Below are 17,371 nucleotides of genomic sequence, written 5' to 3'. Positions count from 1 at the left end.
CGTCTTATGGATAAATTGGCGTAAATTCAAGCCCGGCGGTTTCGCTCCAGCCGTTCATAATGTTGAAGTTTTGAACAGCCTGACCCGCGGCTCCCTTCATCAAGTTATCGATCACTGACACAATTGTCACTCTGTTCGTCCGTTCATCAACGGTAACGCCGATATCGCAAAAATTGCTGCCGTACACCTCTTTAGTTGCAGGGAACGAACCGGGTTCTCTCACTCTGACAAAGTATGAATCTTTATAAAATTTCGAAAAAATAAGTTGGAGCTGTTCGGCATCCATGCTGTCTTTCAGTTCTGTGTAGATGGTCGCCATAATGCCCCTTGTCATCGGAACTAAATGCGTGCTGAATGTGATCGGTTTAAATGCGGAGTCCCATTGTTTAACAATCTGCTCGATTTCAGGCGTATGCTGGTGTTCGTTTACCTTATATATTTTGAAATTGTCATTGATCTCTGAAAAGTGAGTGCCCATCGACGCCTTTCTGCCTGCTCCCGATACCCCTGTTTTCGCATCGATGATGACAAAAGATTCGTTGATGCTGCCGCTTTTGACGAGCGGCGCCAAGCCGAGAAGAACCGCTGTCGGGAAACAACCTGGATTGGCTATGTACTGCGCCGTTTTAATGTCTTCCCGATTCAGCTCAGACAGTCCGTATACCGCTTTTTGAAGCACGTGTTCAGGCGCGGCTTCCCTTTTATACCATTTTTCATAGACGCTCGGGTTCTGCAGCCTGAGATCGCCGGACAGGTCAATGATCGGTATGTCATATGCATCAAACTGTGGCGTCAGCCGGCTGGATACCCCCGGAGGCGCAGCCATAAATAAAAAATCGATTTCGTTCGCAATTTTCTTTACTTCGATCGGTTGCAGGTGTTGATCTGTCAGTTTCATAAGGTGCGGGTATGCGGCATCATAGCGGGCTCCCTCATCACTCGATGAATACAATATGCATTCATCTGCATAAGGGTGCAACTTCATAATCCTCATAATCTCTGCCCCTCCATAGCCAGTAGCACCTATAATACCTATTTTCAAAACAAGTTCACCTTCTTGGTCTTTGTGAAATTATTTAACATTATAACATGAATAAAAATTAATTCAATTGTATATTTAATATTTTTTGTTCATCTTTCATATTGGTTCTTTCCTCCCGCCGGCGGTCCTTTTTCAGCGGCTTGGTCGTGCTCCGTTCCCATCTTCCCGGATTCTCCGCTTTTCAAACCGGAGAATGTGCCGGCTGGCGTTTTTGCAATAAAAAAAGAACGCTTGTACAAGCGTTCTTTTTATAACGGGAGTAGCGATCTGCCTGGATACGCCCGCGTTATCTATTACGGCGGCTCCCTTTTCAAAACAGAAAGAGCCTGTCAACGGTTGAGCAGGCTCTGGAAACGTTATTGGATGCCAAGTGCGATTTTCGCATATCGCGACATTTTGTCCCGTGTCCAAGGCGGATTCCAGACGATATGAACGTCAACTTCCTTGACTTCAGGAATATCTGCGAGCGCTTTTTTGACTTCATCCACAATGATCGGTGCCAGTGGACAGCCCATTGAAGTCAAAGTCATAGTCACGTCAGTTTTGCCGTTCTCATCCATATCCACGTCATATACAAGGCCGAGATTGACGATATCGACGCCCAGTTCAGGGTCAACGACCTGTTCAAGGGCGCCCATGATGTTCTCTTTTAATGCTTCATCCACTCTTCCTCACTCCTTTTTTCATCAGTATAACGCACTTCTTTCATTTTCTAAACCGATAGCACTTAAAGGTGCGCATCAAACCATTCGACTGTTTTCAAAAGGCCTTCCCTTGATACTTTATGCCCGGCCCGCTCATCTTCGATAAAATGCAGCAAATCAGGCCGAGTTTCATACAGCGGAATCGTCGATTCATAGAAGCGGCGCGCCAAAGCAAACGGAACGGTGCCATCCTGTTTGCCGTGCCAAAATAAAAGCGGCCTCATCTTCAATTTGTCCGGCTGCAGACTCAAGTCAAAACGCTTCAGTTTATCGCGCTGCTGTTCGATTTGTCCTTCTGTGAAAGGAAGTTCAATTTTCTTTTCACGCATAAAAGCGAGCTGTTGATCAAAAAATTCTACATAGGCGGGACTGCCCATTAAACTGACGGCAGTTGTAATCCATTCGTATTGTGTCAAAGCGCCGAGCGTGACAATACCGCCCATCGAAGTTCCGGCGGCGCCGATACGGCCCTTTTCAATCAGGTTTTCCTGTTCAAAGTGGTTTTTCAGCACTTCGAGCTCTTTGATTTCATTCGTGACGATCTCCCAAAACCTCGGGGCGAGCTCTTCCTGAGTGAGCTGTTCTTCCCTCTCCCCGTGATAAAGAGCCTCAGGCAGGACCACGCGCATTCCTTTTTCGGCAAGCAGATATGCGAAGTGAAGGTTATGCTCTTTTGCGCTTGTAAAACCATGTATGAAGAAAACAAGAGGAAGAGCTTTCTCTTTTTTCTCCTCTTTTACAATATGCAAAAGAGGAATGTTTGAAATATGTTGCTTCTCGATTATGATCACGACTGTTTCTTCCTCCTTTTAGGATGTCCATCATCATAAGTTTAACATGTAGACAATAAAGAAGGTAAAAAGATACACTATAGGTAGTCAGAACTTTCAAATTCACAACAAAGGAGCATTTATGGAGACAAAACCATATTTAATTGCATTGGACTTAGACGGTACATTATTAAAAGACGACAAGACCATCTCGGAAAGCTCCAGCGACGTCATCCGCAAGCTGCGGGAAGATGGACATTACGTGTGCATTTCTACGGGAAGACCGTTCCGAGCAAGCTCCGTGTATTATGATCAGCTCCAGCTCGATACGCCGATCGTCAATTTCAACGGGGCGTTTGTCCATCATCCTAAAGATCAAAGCTGGGGACGCTTCCATACATCTCTTGATCTCGAGGTGGTCAAACAGATTATTGAAGTCAGCGAGACATACAACGTACATAATATCCTTGCTGAAATTGTCGATGATGTTTATTTTCATTATCATGACGAAAAACTGATTGATGTCTTTACGATGGGCAGCCCGAATATTACGGTCGGAGATTTAAGGACAAACCTCGGCCAGGATGTGACAAGCGTACTGATCCACGCAAAAGAAGAGGATGTTCCGGCGATCCGCTCCTACCTGTCAGACGTTCACGCGGAGATGGTCGATCATCGAAGATGGGCGGCTCCGTGGCATGTGATCGAACTGATTAAAAGCGGCATCAATAAAGCGGTCGGCTTAGAGAAAATCACGGACTATTACGGGATACCGCCTGAGCGGGTCATTGCCTTCGGCGATGAAGACAACGACCTTGAAATGCTTGAGTTCGCGGGCTGCGGCGTGGCGATGGGCAACGGCATCGAAGGGGTAAAAAGCGTTGCAAACAAGGTTACAAAATCAAACGAAGAAGACGGAATCGCAGTCTTTTTGAAGGACTACTTCGCTTTATAATATTATAATTTGCCATTCATAAACGGCTTTTCAAAACGGCAATACTATGAGAAGACGGCCGCACCGGACCGTCACTCGTGTTAAGGGGGAATTTCAAGATGGGTAAACGCAGCAAATCAAAACGGTTTATTCAGCAAGGCAAGGATTCGCTTAAACAGCATGCCGCCAGGTTCCCTTACCGCTCCACATTAGAAGAGGCTGAACAAAAGAGCGGCCCGACGGAATGCGGAGGGCTGTAACATGAGAAACGAACTGTTTCAAATGGCCAAAGCAGCCGTTCATGAAGCTGAAGCTTCGACAGATTCAGGCGAAAAGGCGAAAGCCGTTGCAAGAGCCAAAAACGCCCTTTCCTCGGCATACGCCAATTCAACTGATGCCGAACGGCGCCAGCTTCACGATCTTCAGGAGCAGCTAGATCAACGATCATAACAACACGCCGGCTTTTTGACAGCCGGAGAGGAGTCTGTGCCATCGGCACGGCTCCTTTTTTATGTTCAAATTTCAAAACATAAAAATTTGACATCGGAAGCAAAAGGAAGTACATTATAAAAGGCGAACATTTTATATAACAAACAAATAAATATTCGTTTTTGGGGGTTTTTATATTGGAAAACGTGTTTGATTACGAGGATATTCAACTAATTCCTGCAAAGTGCATCGTCAAGAGCCGCTCTGAATGTGATCCGTCCGTGCAGTTCGGCGGAAGAACATTTAAACTGCCTGTGGTGCCCGCCAATATGCAGACCATTATAGATGAAAAGCTGGCTGTTTCATTAGCGGAAAACGGTTACTTTTATGTGATGCACCGCTTTGAGCCGGAAACACGGATCGATTTTGTAAAAGACATGAAGGCGCGCGGTTTGTTTTCTTCAATCAGCGTCGGAGTCAAAGATGACGAATACGCGTTTATCGAAGAGCTGGTGAAAGAGAATCTCACGCCTGATTACATCACGATCGATATCGCTCACGGTCACTCGAACGCCGTCATCAATATGATTCAGCACATTAAAAAACATCTTCCGGACAGCTTCGTGATCGCAGGAAATTTCGGAACGCCCGAAGCTGTGAGAGAACTTGAAAACGCCGGCGCCGACGCTACAAAAGTCGGCATCGGTCCCGGAAAAGTCTGCATTACAAAAATTAAAACCGGTTTTGGAACGGGCGGCTGGCAGCTGGCTGCGCTGCGCTGGTGTGCAAAAGCGGCGAGCAAGCCGATCATTGCAGACGGCGGCATCCGCACTCACGGGGACATCGCCAAATCGGTCAGATTCGGGGCGACGATGGTCATGATCGGTTCGCTGTTTGCCGGACACGAAGAATCGCCGGGGGCAACGATCGAAAAAGACGGCAAGCTTTACAAAGAATATTTCGGTTCGGCTTCTGAGTACCAAAAAGGTGAAAAGAAAAATGTCGAAGGCAAAAAAATGTACGTGGAGCATAAAGGCGCGATCATGGATACGCTGACAGAAATGGAACAGGATCTGCAGTCATCCATTTCTTACGCGGGAGGAAACAAGCTCGATGCGATCCGCAACGTAGACTACGTTATCGTTAAAAATTCTATTTTCAATGGGGATCAATATTAACGGTCACAGGCGTGTTCAGGCAGCCGCCTTCCCTTCTGCCTGACAGCATACAAAAAGGCATCCTTCCCGGGATGCCTTTTTTGACGGCTATTTCACTTCAAACGATTTGCCGGCCCTCAAAGTTGCAAACTGTTCCGATCTTCCCAAAAATGTCACGTTTACTTCATATGTGCCGGGTTCAGGCACCTCTTTCCATACATCAGTAAAATCGTAAGACTCTTTCGGTTTGAGCGTCATCGTCTGGAACGCCTGCGTAAACATTTTTCCTTTCGAATAGCGGTACCTTTCATTCCCTTCTTTGTCGCTGACGATCAGTTCAAATTTCTGTCCGCTGCTGAATTCAAACTCTGCCACATCATCCGTATGGTTGACAACCGACATCCGAAATTCGATTTCTCCCTGCTTCTGAACGGGTTCAACCGTTAATGTTACACTCCCGTTATTCACTTCCCCTGATACCTCCTTATCGGGGACTTGATCCCCGTTTTGCCCGCATCCACCGACAAACAGCAACATTACAATCATGGAAATCAGCCGCATTCATTCACCCTTTCATTAATCTTTGCGGAAAAACCCTAAAACCTGCGTTGTCTGCACGACGTTTGTGAAAGCATTTGGATCCACTTCATTAATGATTTTTTCCAAGTCGTATAATTCGTATCTTGTAATCACAATGATCATCATTTCTTTCTGTTCATTCGTAAAGGCGCCTTTCGCCGGAACGGTTGTAATGCCGCGGACCATCTTCCCGTAAATCGCTTCTTTGATCTCCTCCGCTTTCTTTGTGACAATCATAACGGTGAGCTTGGCGTGACGGGTGTGGATGGCATCGATCACCCTGGTTGTCACATATAGTGTAACGAGCGTATATAATGCTTTCTCCCACCCGTTCAATAATCCTGCTGTTAAAATGATCGCACCGTTTAAAATAAAGAAATAGGTGCCGACCGGTTTGTCTTTCCACTTCGCCAGGATCATCGCGATAATATCCAAACCGCCCGTTGAAGCCCCGTATTTAAGGGTCAGGCCGATTCCGACCGCGGCGATCACCCCGCCGAACACGGCGTTCAGCAAAATATCGTTTGACAGGCTCGCCTCAGGGAGCATTCCTAAAAAGACCGTCGTCAAGGCTACGCTCAAAATGCTGTAAACCGTAAATGAGCGCCCGACCTTCAGCCAGCCCAGAATCCCGACGGGAATGTTTAAAATAAACAATAGCGTCCCCGTTGAAAAGTAAATCGGGCTGTACTGGTCAAGCGCACTCGATAAAAGCTGCGCCACCCCCGTAAAGCCGCTGGCGTAAACATCGGCGGGAATCAGAAACAGATTCAATCCGATGGCATTTAACAAGGCGCCGATGATGACAATGAACAATTTTTTTGCTTCAGCTATGACCATATTTAGTTCCTCCGCTACTTTCGTATATATTTGGTTTACCCTTAAAACAATATTTTGAAAACGTCAATGTAAAAATATATGATATAGTTGACCTAAAAAACGAAATATACCGAAGGACAGTTTGGCGTCCTTTTCCACCATTTTTTAGAAAGAAGGGGTTCAAATGAACGTTCACCTTTTAGCAGACAGTGCGGCAGATTTGCCGAAATCTTTTTATGATGAACATCACATCTCATTTATTCCGTTAAAGGTGCTGCTTGATGAAAAAGAGTACGATGACCTTCTGACGATTCAGCCTCTGGACGTTTATGAAGCGATGCGCGAAGGCAAAGCGCCGAAAACGTCCCAGCCGTCCATGATGCGGTTCAAGAATGCATTCAGCGAGCTGGCCGGCGAAAACAAACCCGCTCTCTATATCGCCTTTTCTTCAGAGCTTTCCGGAACATACCAGACGGCTGTGATGGCAGCAAACGAAGTCAAGGAAGAGTTCCCTGATTTCGATCTGCGGATCATCGACTCAAAATGCGCTTCATTAGGCTATGGGCTCGCGGTTAAGCACGCCCTTAAACTCGCAACTAACGGCAATACAATACAAGAAATTGAATCGTCTGTAAAGGACTTTTGCGAACATCTTGAACATATTTTTACCGTAGATGACCTGACTTATTTGGCAAGAGGCGGAAGAATCAGCAAAGCATCGGCTTTTGTCGGCGGTTTGCTGAATATTAAACCGCTCCTGCATGTTGAAGACGGCAAGCTTGTCCCCTTGGAAAAAATCCGGGGCAAAAAAAAGCTGCTCAAACGGATGATCGAATTGATGAAAGAAAGAAGCGTCGATTTGAGCGGACAGACGGTCGGCATCAGCCACGGAGATGACGAAGAGACGGCCGAAGAGGTCAAACGGATGATCGAAGCCGAATTTCAGCCTGGGGAAATCGTCGTCAACATGGTCGGTTCAGCGGTCGGCGCCCATTCCGGCCCCGGAACATTGGCGGTCTTTTTTCCGGGGAAAGACAAAAGATAAGGTAAAACAGAGGCCTGCTTGATAAAAGCAGGCCTTAGATTGTTGACAAAATCCCAAAACGGCTCTTAGTTTTGGGATTTTGTCATCCTATCAGCGTGATTGAAAACCCTTGCAGTTTAGGAAGGCCGAGCATCGGAGCGGAGCGAATGTTGCAATTCGTGAGCACCGACGCGCAGGCCTGACAACGAATGCGAGGGTTTGTCGACACGCTGAGGCCTGCTTGATAAAAGCAGGCCTTCTTCGTCAGCTGTCTTCGGTGACTGTTCCTTCAGCGGCGACCGGTGTAAGCGCTCCATCAAGAAAACCGGCAGCCGCTGTCGCGACATCAGGACCTCCAGACCCCTCGACCACTTTTTCCATTGTGATCGGACAAATTTTGAACGCACCGCCAAAATTGACGACTCCTCCTGCCGAAACACTTTGAATGTAAACTGAGCAGCAATGTTTCATACCAAGTCTCCTTTTTTTGGGTCTTATGATATGTGTATGCTGGCGGTACAAGGAGGCATAAACTTCCCGGCAAAAAACATCGCGGTTGGGAGAGTACATAGTTTCGCCGGCAGTGTGCAAGCTAAAAGCGACATTTTGACAGGAGGTGCTTCCTCATGAAAGATGATGATAAAAAGCCAGTTGACAACAACGCCGTCAACCAGCAGAAAAACCGGCTCGCTGAAAAGAACAGACAAGCCGGTAAACACCAGGAATCAAAGAAGCCTGATCACTTGTAAAAAACCGGCGGCGTCCTCATCGGACGCCGCCTCATATTTATTTTTTCTCGTATGTCCAGCCCTCTTCCTGATAGATTTTATCCTGTTTCATCAGATGGCCGAGCGCCCTTTTAAATGCTGCTTTGCTCATGTTGAAGCGCTCTTTGATATCCTCAGGGTCACTTTTATCCCAGAACGGCATCGCGCCGTTTCTCGTTCTCATATAAGTCAAAATTTGTTCTGCATCAACCGACAAGGCATCCTGCTTTCTTGGCAGAAGCGACAGATTAACAGAACCGTCTTCTTTTACTTTGATCACCCTTGCGGTCAGCTTTTCCCCAAGCCTCGGCTCTTCCTTTCGCTCAGAAGAATGGATAAAGCCTCTGATGCCGGTTTCGGAAATCATAAAAGAGCCTGATGCGATCAAGCGGTAGATCGTTCCGGTGAGCTCTTTATTCATCAGACCGGGTGAAGCTTCACTAAACAGCTCGCTGATCTTATCCTCCGGCGCCGGTTTGGCAAACATCCTTCCGTGCCCCGTGATTTTCAGCATACAGTACAGCCTGTCCCCTTTTTGCGGCCATACTGATTCATACGGCGGGAGATGCTCTGTCGCAACGAGGGCGTCCTTCGAGAGCCCGACATCGACGAAAACCCCCATGCCGCTGACGGCATCAACGACTTCCACCCAGCCGTACTGTTCAGCGCTGATCATCGGCTTTCTCATCGTAGCCGCCAAGCGATCTTCATGATCGACATATAAAAAGACTTCGACCTCTTCTCTGTCTTCAATATCCTCCGTGATCTCGCTCTGATGCAGAAGGACCGCCGTTTCGCCGTCCGTCAAAAAGTAACCGTAATCGGCTTTATGATCTATTTTCAATGTTAGCTGCTGTCCTGGTTTCATACTGTTTCTTCCTTTCTTATCCGCCTGTTTTTCTTTTTCTTATTATTCCTCCAATGTTAAAATTATTGCCGGATCGCGGCCAGGCAAACCGCTCGATATTGGAAGTTTCACCTTATTCTACTATAATTGACTCATAAGTAAAATGGATGGAGGTTTTCACATGGCGAAAGAAAGCTCATTTGATATCGTCTCAAAGGTTGAACTGCCTGAAGTTCAAAACGCAATTCAGACCGCTCTCAAAGAAATCGGCACACGCTATGATTTCAAAGGGTCAAAAAGCAGCATCACACTCGAAGGAGACGAGCTCGTTCTCGTATCGGACGACGAATTTAAAATGAACCAGCTGAAAGACGTGCTTGTCGGCAAACTGATCAAGCGGAACGTCCCGACGAAAAACATCGAATACTCAAAGCTTGAGAACGCTTCAGGCGGCACGGTCAGACAGCGCGGAAAACTAGTTCAGGGCATCGACAAAGAAAACGCGAAAAAAATCAATAACCTGATAAAAAAATCGGGTCTGAAAGTTAAATCGCAAGTGCAGGATGATCAAGTCCGCGTAACCGGAAAAAATAAAGACGACCTTCAGCAAATCATCGCGATGGTGAGGGAAGCCGACCTGCCGATTGATGTCCAATTTATAAATTTTCGATAAATTCTTAATTTACTGTTGATTATTCTCCCGATTTTCGGTAAATTGAGTAAAAGTAATCAATAGAAACTAAATAGCTGTTCTTATCAAGAGAGGCAGAGGGACTGGCCCGATGAAGCCTCAGCAACCGGTGAATGAATATTCATGACCAAGGTGCTAAATCCAGCAAGCAGTCTGCTTGGAAGATAAGAAGACGGACAATGTCGATGAAAAGTCTTCTGCTTCACAGAAGACTTTTTTGTTTATCAAAAATGCTTAAGGGGGAAAACGATGGGTTTTTTGGAGGATATAAAAAGCAAAACGTTAATCGCGGACGGCGCAATGGGCACACTTCTGTATTCCTACGGGATCGACAGGTGTTTTGAGGAACTGAACATCTCCAAGCCCGAAGAAGTGAGACGCGTCCACGAAGCGTATGTACAGGCCGGCGCCGATATCATTCAAACGAACACGTACGGCGCAAACTTCATCAAGCTGTCCAGATACGGGCTCGAAGACGAAACAAAACAAATCAACGAAAAAGCGGTCCGTCTCGCCCGCTCCGCCGCCGGTTCTGCTTATGTTCTCGGTACGCTCGGCGGAATCCGGACGTTCAACAAAAACTCGTATTCTCTCGAGGACATTAAAAGAAGCTTCCGCGAACAGCTCTATCTTCTGTTAAATGAGCAGCCGGACGGACTTCTGCTCGAAACCTATTATGATTTAGAAGAAGCGCGCGAAGTTTTAAAGATTGCCAGAAAGGAAACAGAGCTGCCGATCATTTTGAATGTCTCAATGCACGAAGAGGGCGTTCTTCAGGACGGAACCCCGCTTGCGGACGGCCTGAAGCAGCTGGCATCCCTCGGCGCAGACGTCGTTGGTATCAACTGCCGCCTCGGCCCTTATCATATGATCAGAGCGCTTGAAGAAGTCCCGCTTTTAGAAGACGCCTATCTTTCCGTCTATCCGAACAGCAGCCTCCCGTCCCTTGTCGAAGGCAGGCTTGTTTATGAGACAGATGATGAATATTTCAGGGAAAGCGCGGAGGAATTCCGCAATCAAGGCGCACGGATCATCGGCGGCTGCTGCGGAACCACGCCGAACCACATCAGGGCGATGGCTGAGGCGGTCAAAGGGCTTCCTCCAGTCACCGAAAAACACGTGAAAATCAGAAAGAAAGCGGCGCTTGCTGTTCAAAACGAAAGGACAGAGCCCGTTCTCGACGATCTGGCCAAGCAAAAACGGTCCATTATCGTCGAACTCGATCCTCCAAAACAATTAAACTTTGAGAAATTTTTGCACGCCGCTAAAGAGCTTCAATCAGCCGGAATCGATGCACTGACATTGGCGGACAACTCGCTTGCCACACCGAGGATCAGCAATGTCGCCTGCGGCGCGCTCTTAAAACAGCGCCTCGATATGAGGTCGCTGATCCATATTACATGCAGAGACCGCAACCTGATCGGCCTGCAGTCCCATCTAATGGGGCTCGATACACTGGGGCTGTCAGACGTGCTGGCGATTACCGGCGATCCGTCGAAAATCGGCGACTTTCCGGGAGCGACTTCCGTCTATGATCTGACATCGTTCGATTTGATCAGCCTGATCAAACAGTTTAACGAAGGCTTGTCATATTCAGGTAAACCGCTCGGCAAGAAAACAAATTTCTCAGTGGCGGCCGCCTTCAATCCGAATGTCAGACACATTGACAAAGCGGTGAAACGGCTTGAGAAAAAAATCGCCTGCGGCGCAGACTATTTCATTTCCCAGCCTGTCTATTCAGAGGAGCAGCTCATCAAAATCCACGAAGAAATAAAGCATCTTGAAACACCGATCTATATCGGCGTCATGCCGCTGACCAGCAGCCGCAACGCGGAATTCATCCACAACGAAATCCCCGGCATCAAACTGTCCGATTCAATCCGCGAAAAGATGGCGCTGGCGGGAAATGACAAACAAAAACAGGCCGAGGAAGGGCTCGCGATCGCCCGCTCCCTGCTTGATGCGGCGTGCGACCTGTTCAACGGCATTTATCTGATCACACCGTTTTTGCGGTCTGATTTAACCGCCGAACTGACGGCATATATCCACCAGAAAGAAAAGGAGAAAACAAATGTCTAACATCAATGACCAGCTGAAGAAAAAAATCCTCGTCCTTGACGGTGCGATGGGAACGATGATCCAGAATGCCGGTTTGTCCGCCGCTGACTTCGGCGGCGAGGCCTATGAAGGGTGCAATGAATTTCTAAGCATCACGGCACCTCATATCATTCAGGGCATCCACGAAGCCTATCTGGCCGCTAAAGCCGATATCATCGAAACCAATACATTCGGAGCCACACGGCTCGTTCTGGACGAGTACGACCTCGGGCAGCGCGCCTATGAAGTCAACCTCGCTTCAGTCAAACTCGCCAAAGCGGCTGCCGAAAAGTTTTCCACACCTGAATGGCCAAGGTTTGTCGCCGGCGCGATGGGTCCGACGACAAAAACCCTTTCCGTCACCGGCGGCACGACCTTTGACGAGCTGATCGATAATTACGAGGAACAGGCAAGAGCGCTGATCACAGGGGGAGCCGACCTCTTGCTGCTCGAAACGAGCCAGGATATGCTGAACGTTAAAGCGGGCTTTATCGGCATCAGGCAAGCCTTCGAAAAAACCGGCAAAACCCTTCCCCTCATGGTATCAGGCACGATCGAACCGATGGGCACGACACTGGCCGGCCAGGATATCGAATCGTTCTATATCTCACTCGAGCATATGAAGCCGGTCAGCGTCGGTTTAAATTGCGCGACGGGCCCGGAATTTATGACAGATCACATCAGAACTCTTTCTTCCCTTGCGAGGACGGCCGTCAGCTGCTATCCGAATGCCGGCCTCCCCGATGAGGAGGGACAATACCATGAATCACCGCAATCGCTCGCGAAAAAAATCAAGGCGTTTGCAGAAGAAGGCTGGCTGAACATTGTCGGCGGCTGCTGCGGAACGACGCCCGCCCATATTGAAGCGCTGGCCGATGAAGTAGCCTCGCTGCCGCCGCGGACGGTCCCTTCGGAAAAAAAGCCGCACACCGTCTCAGGGATCGACGGACTAATTTATGAAGAAACGATGCGTCCCCTTTTTGTCGGGGAGCGGACAAATGTCATCGGATCGAGAAAATTCAAGCGGCTGATCGCTGAACAGAAATTTGAGGAAGCATCCGAAATCGCGAGAGCCCAAGTGAAAAACGGCGCCCATGTCATCGACATCTGCCTTGCAGACCCGGACCGCGATGAAGCGGAAGATATGGAAGGCTTCTTAACAGAAGCGATTAAAAAAGTAAAAGCCCCGTTTGTCATCGACTCGACGGACAAAACGGTGATTGAAAAGGCGCTGAAATACTCACAGGGAAAAGCGATCATCAATTCGATCAACCTTGAAGACGGCGAAGAACGGTTCGCTGACATCCTCCCGCTCGTCAAACAGTTCGGAGGGGCACTCGTCGTCGGCACGATCGATGAAGAGGGAATGGCGGTCACCGCGGAAAAGAAGCTGGCCGTCGCCGTCAGGTCGCATCAGCTGCTCACCGAAAAGTACGGAATACCGGCCAGCGATATCATCTTCGATCCGCTCGTCTTCCCTGTCGGAACAGGTGATGAACAATACATCGGCTCAGCTAAAGAAACGATCGAAGGCATCCGCCTCATCAAAGAGCGGCTCCCTGAATGTTTAACGATTCTCGGCGTCAGCAACGTCTCATTCGGTCTTCCGCCCGTCGGCCGGGAAATCTTAAATGCTGTATTCTTGTACCACGCAACACAGGCCGGGCTTGATTACGCGATCGTCAATACGGAAAAGCTTGAGCGGTTCGCTTCCATTCCTAAAGAAGAAGTCGAAATGGCTGAAAAACTTCTGTTTCACACTGATGACAAAACGCTCGCATCCTTCACTGACTTCTACCGCGGAAAGAAAAAAACGGACAAACAGCCGAAAACATCTCTTTCCCTGGAAGAGCGCTTGGCTGAGTACGTCATCGAGGGTACAAAAGAAGGCTTGATTCCCGATCTCGAACAAGCGTTGAAAAAATTTGCCGCCCCGCTCGACGTGATCAACGGTCCGCTTATGGATGGCATGGCGGAGGTCGGACGGCTGTTTAACAACAATGAGCTGATTGTCGCTGAAGTGCTGCAGTCGGCAGAAGTCATGAAAGCTGCCGTTTCCTTTCTCGAACAGTATATGGAAAAGAAAGACGACAGCGGCAAAGGAAAGATCGTTTTGGCAACCGTTAAAGGCGATGTCCATGATATCGGCAAAAACTTAGTCGACATTATTTTAAGCAACAACGGCTACAAGGTTGTCGATCTTGGGATTAAAGTGACACCGCAGGAATTAATTGAAGCGGTCCGTAAAGAGAATCCCGATATCATCGGTCTGTCCGGCCTGCTCGTCAAATCGGCGCAGCAAATGGTCGTTACAGCGCAGGACCTCGACAAAGCGGATATTTCCATCCCGATTATGGTCGGCGGAGCCGCTCTTTCAAGAAAGTTCACAAACATGAAAATTTCGCCTGAATATAAAGGGCCGGTTTTATACGCGAAGGACGCCATGGACGGCTTATCGCTCGCCAATCAGCTGCGGACGGACCCGTCGCAGTTTCTCGAGAAAAAAGAAGCCGCTGCACCCGCCGCCGTCGCGGAAAAAAAGCAGACGAAAGCCGTGATTGAAATGCTTGAAAAACGGGCGCACATTCCGCAGGCGCCGGTCTTTCAGCCGGAAGACTTGAAGCGGCACTATTTGAAAAACATCGACCTTTCCTATATCGTGCCGTATGTCAATGAACAAATGCTGCTCGGCCATCACCTCGGCTTGAAAGGAAAAGTCAAAAAACTCCTGGCTGAACTGCATCCGAAAGCACTGGAGCTGAAAGAGCTGATTGACGAGTTGCTGAGAGACGGGAAAGAGCACGGCTGGTTCGACCCCGCGGTCGTCTATCAATTTTTCCCCGCGTACAGCGACGGGGATTCGCTCCATATTTTAGACCCCGGGAACAAAGACAGCATCCTTGAAACGTTTGTTTTTCCTAGGCAGGAAAAGCTTCCGTACCGCTGTATTTCCGATTATGTCCGACCGAAAGGAGAGCTTGATTATGTCTCGTTCTTTGCCGTGACAGCGGGCAGACATGTAAGAGCAGCCGCCAACCGCTTTAAGGAGGAAGGCGACTACTTGAAAAGTCATGCGGTACAAGCGCTTGCTCTTGAGCTGGCCGAAGGACTCGCCGAACGGACGCACCAAGTTATCCGCGACCGCTGGGGCTTCCCTGATGCACCAGACTTCACGATGGAACAGCGTTTTCAGGCGAAATACCAGGGACAGCGCTACTCCTTCGGATATCCGGCCTGTCCGAATCTCGAAGATCAGGAAAAACTCTTCAGACTCATCCAGCCCGAAGGAATCGGCGTTCATTTAACAGACGGCTTTATGATGGAACCCGAAGCTTCCGTATCAGCGATCGTTGTCTCCCATCCGGAAGCCAGATATTTCAATGTTCATTAACCCGAAGACCCTGCTTGCCGTTTGCGGCCTGCAGGGTTCATTTTGTATGTTCGTAACATATGCCGCGAATACTTCAGGATTTATAATGAGCAACAATGGATTCAGCCATGTTGAGTATCTTCCCGTGCAGTTCTTTAGGTTCAATAATCCTTATGTGCTCTGCGAACCCGAGTATATACCTTTTCGCTTCTTCTTCCGTATCAAAAGATAATGTAACGGGTATCCACCCCTCCTGATCGACCTCATTTGTTTCGATGATCCGCACAAAATAATTGGTAAACGACAGCCTCGGCAAGATGTCCTGCGCCGCCTTCACCCGCACTTCATACGTCGGCAGCCTTTCGATAAATTCCTTTGTTGAAGACTGCCATACGTGAGCAATATCAAAGTTTTCGGGCCTTTCAAATGTTTCGCGGACAGGAGTGGCAGAATGAATCCGTGAAGCCCTGTAATTTCGAATCTCCCCATTTTCTTTAGATGCAATCAGATACCAGTTTGACCCTTTAGCTACCAGTCCAAGCGGTGCTACGATTCGATCAGCTGTTTGTCCATCTGCCCGCTGATAAACGATTTTTAATTTTTGATCTTTCCATATGGCATCTTTCAGCACTTCAAAGGATGCTGCTTTTTCTTTCTTATGGCGCCATGCACGGGTATCAATATATATTCGGTTCCATACGTCTTTTGCGTTTTGACGATGTACAGAAGGCAGCGAGGCTATCAGTTTATTTCGTGCTTCTTCGGATATGCGGGTTAAACCGAGGTCGTCCAGCAATTGTTCAGAAAGCGGGACAAATAATGCGCGTATTTCAGATTCTTTTAAACCGGTTAAAGTGGTTTGGTAATCATCAAGCAATGACCAGCCTCCGTTAATCCCGCGCTCGGCCACAACGGGAATTCCAGCTCCGCTTAACGCTTCCATATCTCTGTAAATCGTCCGCTCCGAGACTTCCAGCCTTTCCGCTAATTCTTTCGCCGTCATTTGTCCCTGCGCCTGAAGCATTAAAAGAATAGATATCAGTCGATCTCCTCTCATATGACCACCTTTTTTTATCAATGGATGAACTTATTTAATAAAATATGACAATGGTTGTCAAGATTCAGCTTTTATAATGAGCATATCTTTTATAATGAAAGGAATGGGATGAATGAAACCGCTGAAAGGAAAAATCGCTCTCGTAACAGGCGGAAGCAGAGGCGCCGGCCGCGCCATCGCTGTCGAACTTGGAAAAGCCGGTGCAACCGTGTATATGACAGGCCGCAGCATCAGGGGGGCTTCCACGAATCAATGGCCCGGTACAATTGATGACACCGTGTCACAAATTGAAGCTTCCGGCGGAAAGGGTATTGCTGTAAGATGTGATCATACGAACGATTCAGAAACAGAGGCTGTCATCGCTAAAATTCGCGAAGAACAAGGAAAACTGGATATCTTGATCAACAATGTATGGGGTGCGCACGATCTGGGTGTCGAGGCAAAGCCTTTTTGGGAATTGTCATTAAAAAATTGGGATACGATGTTCACCGCAGGGGTGCGCGCCCAGCTGGCGACGAACCACTTCGCCGTGCCGCTCCTTCGCGAAAATAAACAAGCTCTTATCATTCATACGACCTTTTGGGATGAGAACAAATACACCGGACAGTTTTATTACGATTTGGCCAAGAACGCCATCGTCCGGATGGCGTACGGTCTTTCATTGGAATTAAAACGGGACAACATTGCCGTTCTTGCCGTTTCGCCGGGATTTATGAGAACCGAACTTGTGCTGAAGTACCATGAATCAGATGAGGCGGATTGGCAGGAGTCAGAAGATTTAAGGAAAACCGAAACGCCTTATTATGTCGGACGCGGAATCACAGCATTGGCCAAAGATCCGGATGTGATGGAGAAAAGCGGACGTGCGTTAAGAGTTGGTGATTTAGCCAAAGAATATCAGTTTACAGATGTGGACGGACGGTATATTCCGCCATTTACGATATAGGGATTAGGGATCGCCTCTCGGGGGAAATGATTCTTTAAAGGCAGATCAGGTGAAGGTGTTTATCCTGCTTTGATCGTTTCCGCCAACGTTATATAATGGAATGACAGTCATGGTTTCAACAGCACGCGGAATTTCGTT

Annotated in this window: 18 protein-coding genes and 1 riboswitch; of the genes, 10 read left to right on the top strand and 8 right to left on the bottom strand. The window is 48.0% G+C overall.

Features of this window, described 5'->3' with window-relative positions:
- Positions 1 to 4 precede the first annotated feature (4 nt).
- The 3 genes from argC to MHH76_RS06395 all read right to left on the bottom strand — a co-directional run bounded on the left by argC (position 5) and on the right by MHH76_RS06395 (position 2,537).
- Positions 5 to 1,042, bottom strand: a complete 1,038-nt coding sequence (gene argC / locus MHH76_RS06405) for an N-acetyl-gamma-glutamyl-phosphate reductase (protein ID WP_023856640.1) — start codon at positions 1,040 to 1,042, stop codon at positions 5 to 7.
- Between the two features lie 356 nt (positions 1,043 to 1,398).
- Positions 1,399 to 1,707 (bottom strand): metal-sulfur cluster assembly factor, encoded by a 309-nt coding sequence (locus MHH76_RS06400; RefSeq protein ID WP_003180552.1) that lies wholly within the window; start codon positions 1,705 to 1,707, stop codon positions 1,399 to 1,401.
- A gap of 62 nt (positions 1,708 to 1,769) precedes the next feature.
- The gene (locus tag MHH76_RS06395; RefSeq protein ID WP_003180551.1) at positions 1,770 to 2,537 is read right to left on the bottom strand and encodes a prolyl oligopeptidase family serine peptidase; all 768 of its coding nucleotides are present in this window, start codon (positions 2,535 to 2,537) and stop codon (positions 1,770 to 1,772) included.
- A 121-nt stretch (positions 2,538 to 2,658) separates the two neighbouring features.
- Here MHH76_RS06395 and MHH76_RS06390 point away from each other — a divergent pair, with 121 nt between their 5' ends.
- The 4 genes from MHH76_RS06390 to guaC all read left to right on the top strand — a co-directional run bounded on the left by MHH76_RS06390 (position 2,659) and on the right by guaC (position 5,057).
- Complete coding sequence (locus tag MHH76_RS06390) at positions 2,659 to 3,471, top strand: Cof-type HAD-IIB family hydrolase (RefSeq protein WP_020450916.1); 813 nt, start codon at positions 2,659 to 2,661, stop codon at positions 3,469 to 3,471.
- A 98-nt stretch (positions 3,472 to 3,569) separates the two neighbouring features.
- Positions 3,570 to 3,710 carry a hypothetical protein gene (locus tag MHH76_RS06385; RefSeq protein WP_003180548.1) on the top strand — a complete coding sequence of 47 codons (141 nt, stop codon included), beginning with the start codon at positions 3,570 to 3,572 and terminating at the stop codon, positions 3,708 to 3,710.
- A gap of 1 nt (position 3,711) precedes the next feature.
- The gene (locus MHH76_RS06380) at positions 3,712 to 3,900 is read left to right on the top strand and encodes a DUF3813 domain-containing protein (RefSeq protein WP_020450915.1); all 189 of its coding nucleotides are present in this window, start codon (positions 3,712 to 3,714) and stop codon (positions 3,898 to 3,900) included.
- 176 nt (positions 3,901 to 4,076) lie between these two features.
- On the top strand, positions 4,077 to 5,057 hold the full coding sequence (gene guaC, locus MHH76_RS06375; RefSeq protein ID WP_043054283.1) for a GMP reductase: 981 nt from the start codon (positions 4,077 to 4,079) through the stop codon (positions 5,055 to 5,057).
- A gap of 87 nt (positions 5,058 to 5,144) precedes the next feature.
- On the opposite strand, the gene MHH76_RS06370 is transcribed toward guaC, so the two are convergent.
- Positions 5,145 to 5,597, bottom strand: a complete 453-nt coding sequence (locus MHH76_RS06370; RefSeq protein WP_020450913.1) for a BsuPI-related putative proteinase inhibitor — start codon at positions 5,595 to 5,597, stop codon at positions 5,145 to 5,147.
- A gap of 15 nt (positions 5,598 to 5,612) precedes the next feature.
- The gene (locus tag MHH76_RS06365) at positions 5,613 to 6,455 is read right to left on the bottom strand and encodes a YitT family protein (protein ID WP_020450912.1); all 843 of its coding nucleotides are present in this window, start codon (positions 6,453 to 6,455) and stop codon (positions 5,613 to 5,615) included.
- Between the two features lie 163 nt (positions 6,456 to 6,618).
- On the opposite strand from MHH76_RS06365, the gene MHH76_RS06360 reads away from it, so the two are divergent.
- On the top strand, positions 6,619 to 7,479 hold the full coding sequence (locus MHH76_RS06360) for a DegV family protein (protein WP_039072668.1): 861 nt from the start codon (positions 6,619 to 6,621) through the stop codon (positions 7,477 to 7,479).
- Positions 7,480 to 7,722: 243 nt separating this feature from the next.
- Here MHH76_RS06360 and MHH76_RS06355 read toward each other — a convergent pair whose 3' ends face one another.
- A complete protein-coding gene (locus MHH76_RS06355; protein WP_026579910.1) occupies positions 7,723 to 7,929 on the bottom strand; it encodes a spore germination protein in 207 nt (68 codons plus the stop codon).
- A gap of 155 nt (positions 7,930 to 8,084) precedes the next feature.
- Here MHH76_RS06355 and MHH76_RS06350 point away from each other — a divergent pair, with 155 nt between their 5' ends.
- A complete protein-coding gene (locus MHH76_RS06350; protein ID WP_023856637.1) occupies positions 8,085 to 8,207 on the top strand; it encodes a DUF3941 domain-containing protein in 123 nt (40 codons plus the stop codon).
- A gap of 37 nt (positions 8,208 to 8,244) precedes the next feature.
- Here MHH76_RS06350 and MHH76_RS06345 read toward each other — a convergent pair whose 3' ends face one another.
- A complete protein-coding gene (locus MHH76_RS06345) occupies positions 8,245 to 9,093 on the bottom strand; it encodes a S1 RNA-binding domain-containing protein (RefSeq protein WP_043054282.1) in 849 nt (282 codons plus the stop codon).
- Between the two features lie 160 nt (positions 9,094 to 9,253).
- Between MHH76_RS06345 and MHH76_RS06340 the strand changes: the two genes are divergently transcribed.
- From MHH76_RS06340 to metH, 3 genes are all read left to right on the top strand, one after another.
- Complete coding sequence (locus MHH76_RS06340; RefSeq protein WP_003180528.1) at positions 9,254 to 9,745, top strand: YajQ family cyclic di-GMP-binding protein; 492 nt, start codon at positions 9,254 to 9,256, stop codon at positions 9,743 to 9,745.
- A 77-nt stretch (positions 9,746 to 9,822) separates the two neighbouring features.
- Positions 9,823 to 9,934, top strand: a riboswitch (SAM riboswitch).
- Positions 9,935 to 10,012: 78 nt separating this feature from the next.
- Entirely contained in the window at positions 10,013 to 11,842 is a 1,830-nt protein-coding gene (locus MHH76_RS06335) for a bifunctional homocysteine S-methyltransferase/methylenetetrahydrofolate reductase (RefSeq protein WP_023856635.1), read from the top strand.
- Positions 11,835 to 15,251 carry a methionine synthase gene (gene metH, locus MHH76_RS06330; RefSeq protein ID WP_043054281.1) on the top strand — a complete coding sequence of 1,139 codons (3,417 nt, stop codon included), beginning with the start codon at positions 11,835 to 11,837 and terminating at the stop codon, positions 15,249 to 15,251. Before MHH76_RS06335 ends, metH begins: the two co-directional genes overlap by 8 nt.
- Before the next feature lie 73 nt (positions 15,252 to 15,324).
- Here metH and MHH76_RS06325 read toward each other — a convergent pair whose 3' ends face one another.
- The gene (locus MHH76_RS06325; protein WP_043054280.1) at positions 15,325 to 16,287 is read right to left on the bottom strand and encodes a YafY family protein; all 963 of its coding nucleotides are present in this window, start codon (positions 16,285 to 16,287) and stop codon (positions 15,325 to 15,327) included.
- Positions 16,288 to 16,399: 112 nt separating this feature from the next.
- On the opposite strand from MHH76_RS06325, the gene MHH76_RS06320 reads away from it, so the two are divergent.
- Positions 16,400 to 17,233 (top strand): dehydrogenase/reductase SDR family member 1, encoded by an 834-nt coding sequence (locus MHH76_RS06320; RefSeq protein WP_025811665.1) that lies wholly within the window; start codon positions 16,400 to 16,402, stop codon positions 17,231 to 17,233.
- Positions 17,234 to 17,371: the final 138 nt, after the last annotated feature.

This window comes from Bacillus sp. FSL L8-0193 (assembly GCF_037976065.1).
In the GTDB taxonomy this organism is placed as follows: domain Bacteria; phylum Bacillota; class Bacilli; order Bacillales; family Bacillaceae; genus Bacillus; species Bacillus paralicheniformis.
This window is presented reverse-complemented; position numbering and strand designations above follow the sequence as displayed.

Excerpts from the sequence above, each read along its gene's own strand:
- MHH76_RS06320 (WP_025811665.1), top strand. The coding sequence starts at position 16,400 with ATGAAACCGCTGAAAGGAAAAATCGCTCTCGTAACAGGCGGAAGCAGA.
- MHH76_RS06345 (WP_043054282.1), bottom strand. The coding sequence starts at position 9,093 with ATGAAACCAGGACAGCAGCTAACATTGAAAATAGATCATAAAGCCGAT.
- MHH76_RS06335 (WP_023856635.1), top strand. The coding sequence starts at position 10,013 with ATGGGTTTTTTGGAGGATATAAAAAGCAAAACGTTAATCGCGGACGGC.
- MHH76_RS06370 (WP_020450913.1), bottom strand. The coding sequence starts at position 5,597 with ATGCGGCTGATTTCCATGATTGTAATGTTGCTGTTTGTCGGTGGATGC.
- MHH76_RS06365 (WP_020450912.1), bottom strand. The coding sequence starts at position 6,455 with ATGGTCATAGCTGAAGCAAAAAAATTGTTCATTGTCATCATCGGCGCC.
- MHH76_RS06360 (WP_039072668.1), top strand. The coding sequence starts at position 6,619 with ATGAACGTTCACCTTTTAGCAGACAGTGCGGCAGATTTGCCGAAATCT.
- MHH76_RS06340 (WP_003180528.1), top strand. The coding sequence starts at position 9,254 with ATGGCGAAAGAAAGCTCATTTGATATCGTCTCAAAGGTTGAACTGCCT.
- MHH76_RS06390 (WP_020450916.1), top strand. The coding sequence starts at position 2,659 with ATGGAGACAAAACCATATTTAATTGCATTGGACTTAGACGGTACATTA.
- metH (WP_043054281.1), top strand. The coding sequence starts at position 11,835 with ATGTCTAACATCAATGACCAGCTGAAGAAAAAAATCCTCGTCCTTGAC.
- MHH76_RS06350 (WP_023856637.1), top strand. The coding sequence starts at position 8,085 with ATGAAAGATGATGATAAAAAGCCAGTTGACAACAACGCCGTCAACCAG.
- MHH76_RS06380 (WP_020450915.1), top strand. The coding sequence starts at position 3,712 with ATGAGAAACGAACTGTTTCAAATGGCCAAAGCAGCCGTTCATGAAGCT.
- MHH76_RS06385 (WP_003180548.1), top strand. The coding sequence starts at position 3,570 with ATGGGTAAACGCAGCAAATCAAAACGGTTTATTCAGCAAGGCAAGGAT.
- MHH76_RS06355 (WP_026579910.1), bottom strand. The coding sequence starts at position 7,929 with ATGAAACATTGCTGCTCAGTTTACATTCAAAGTGTTTCGGCAGGAGGA.
- MHH76_RS06325 (WP_043054280.1), bottom strand. The coding sequence starts at position 16,287 with ATGAGAGGAGATCGACTGATATCTATTCTTTTAATGCTTCAGGCGCAG.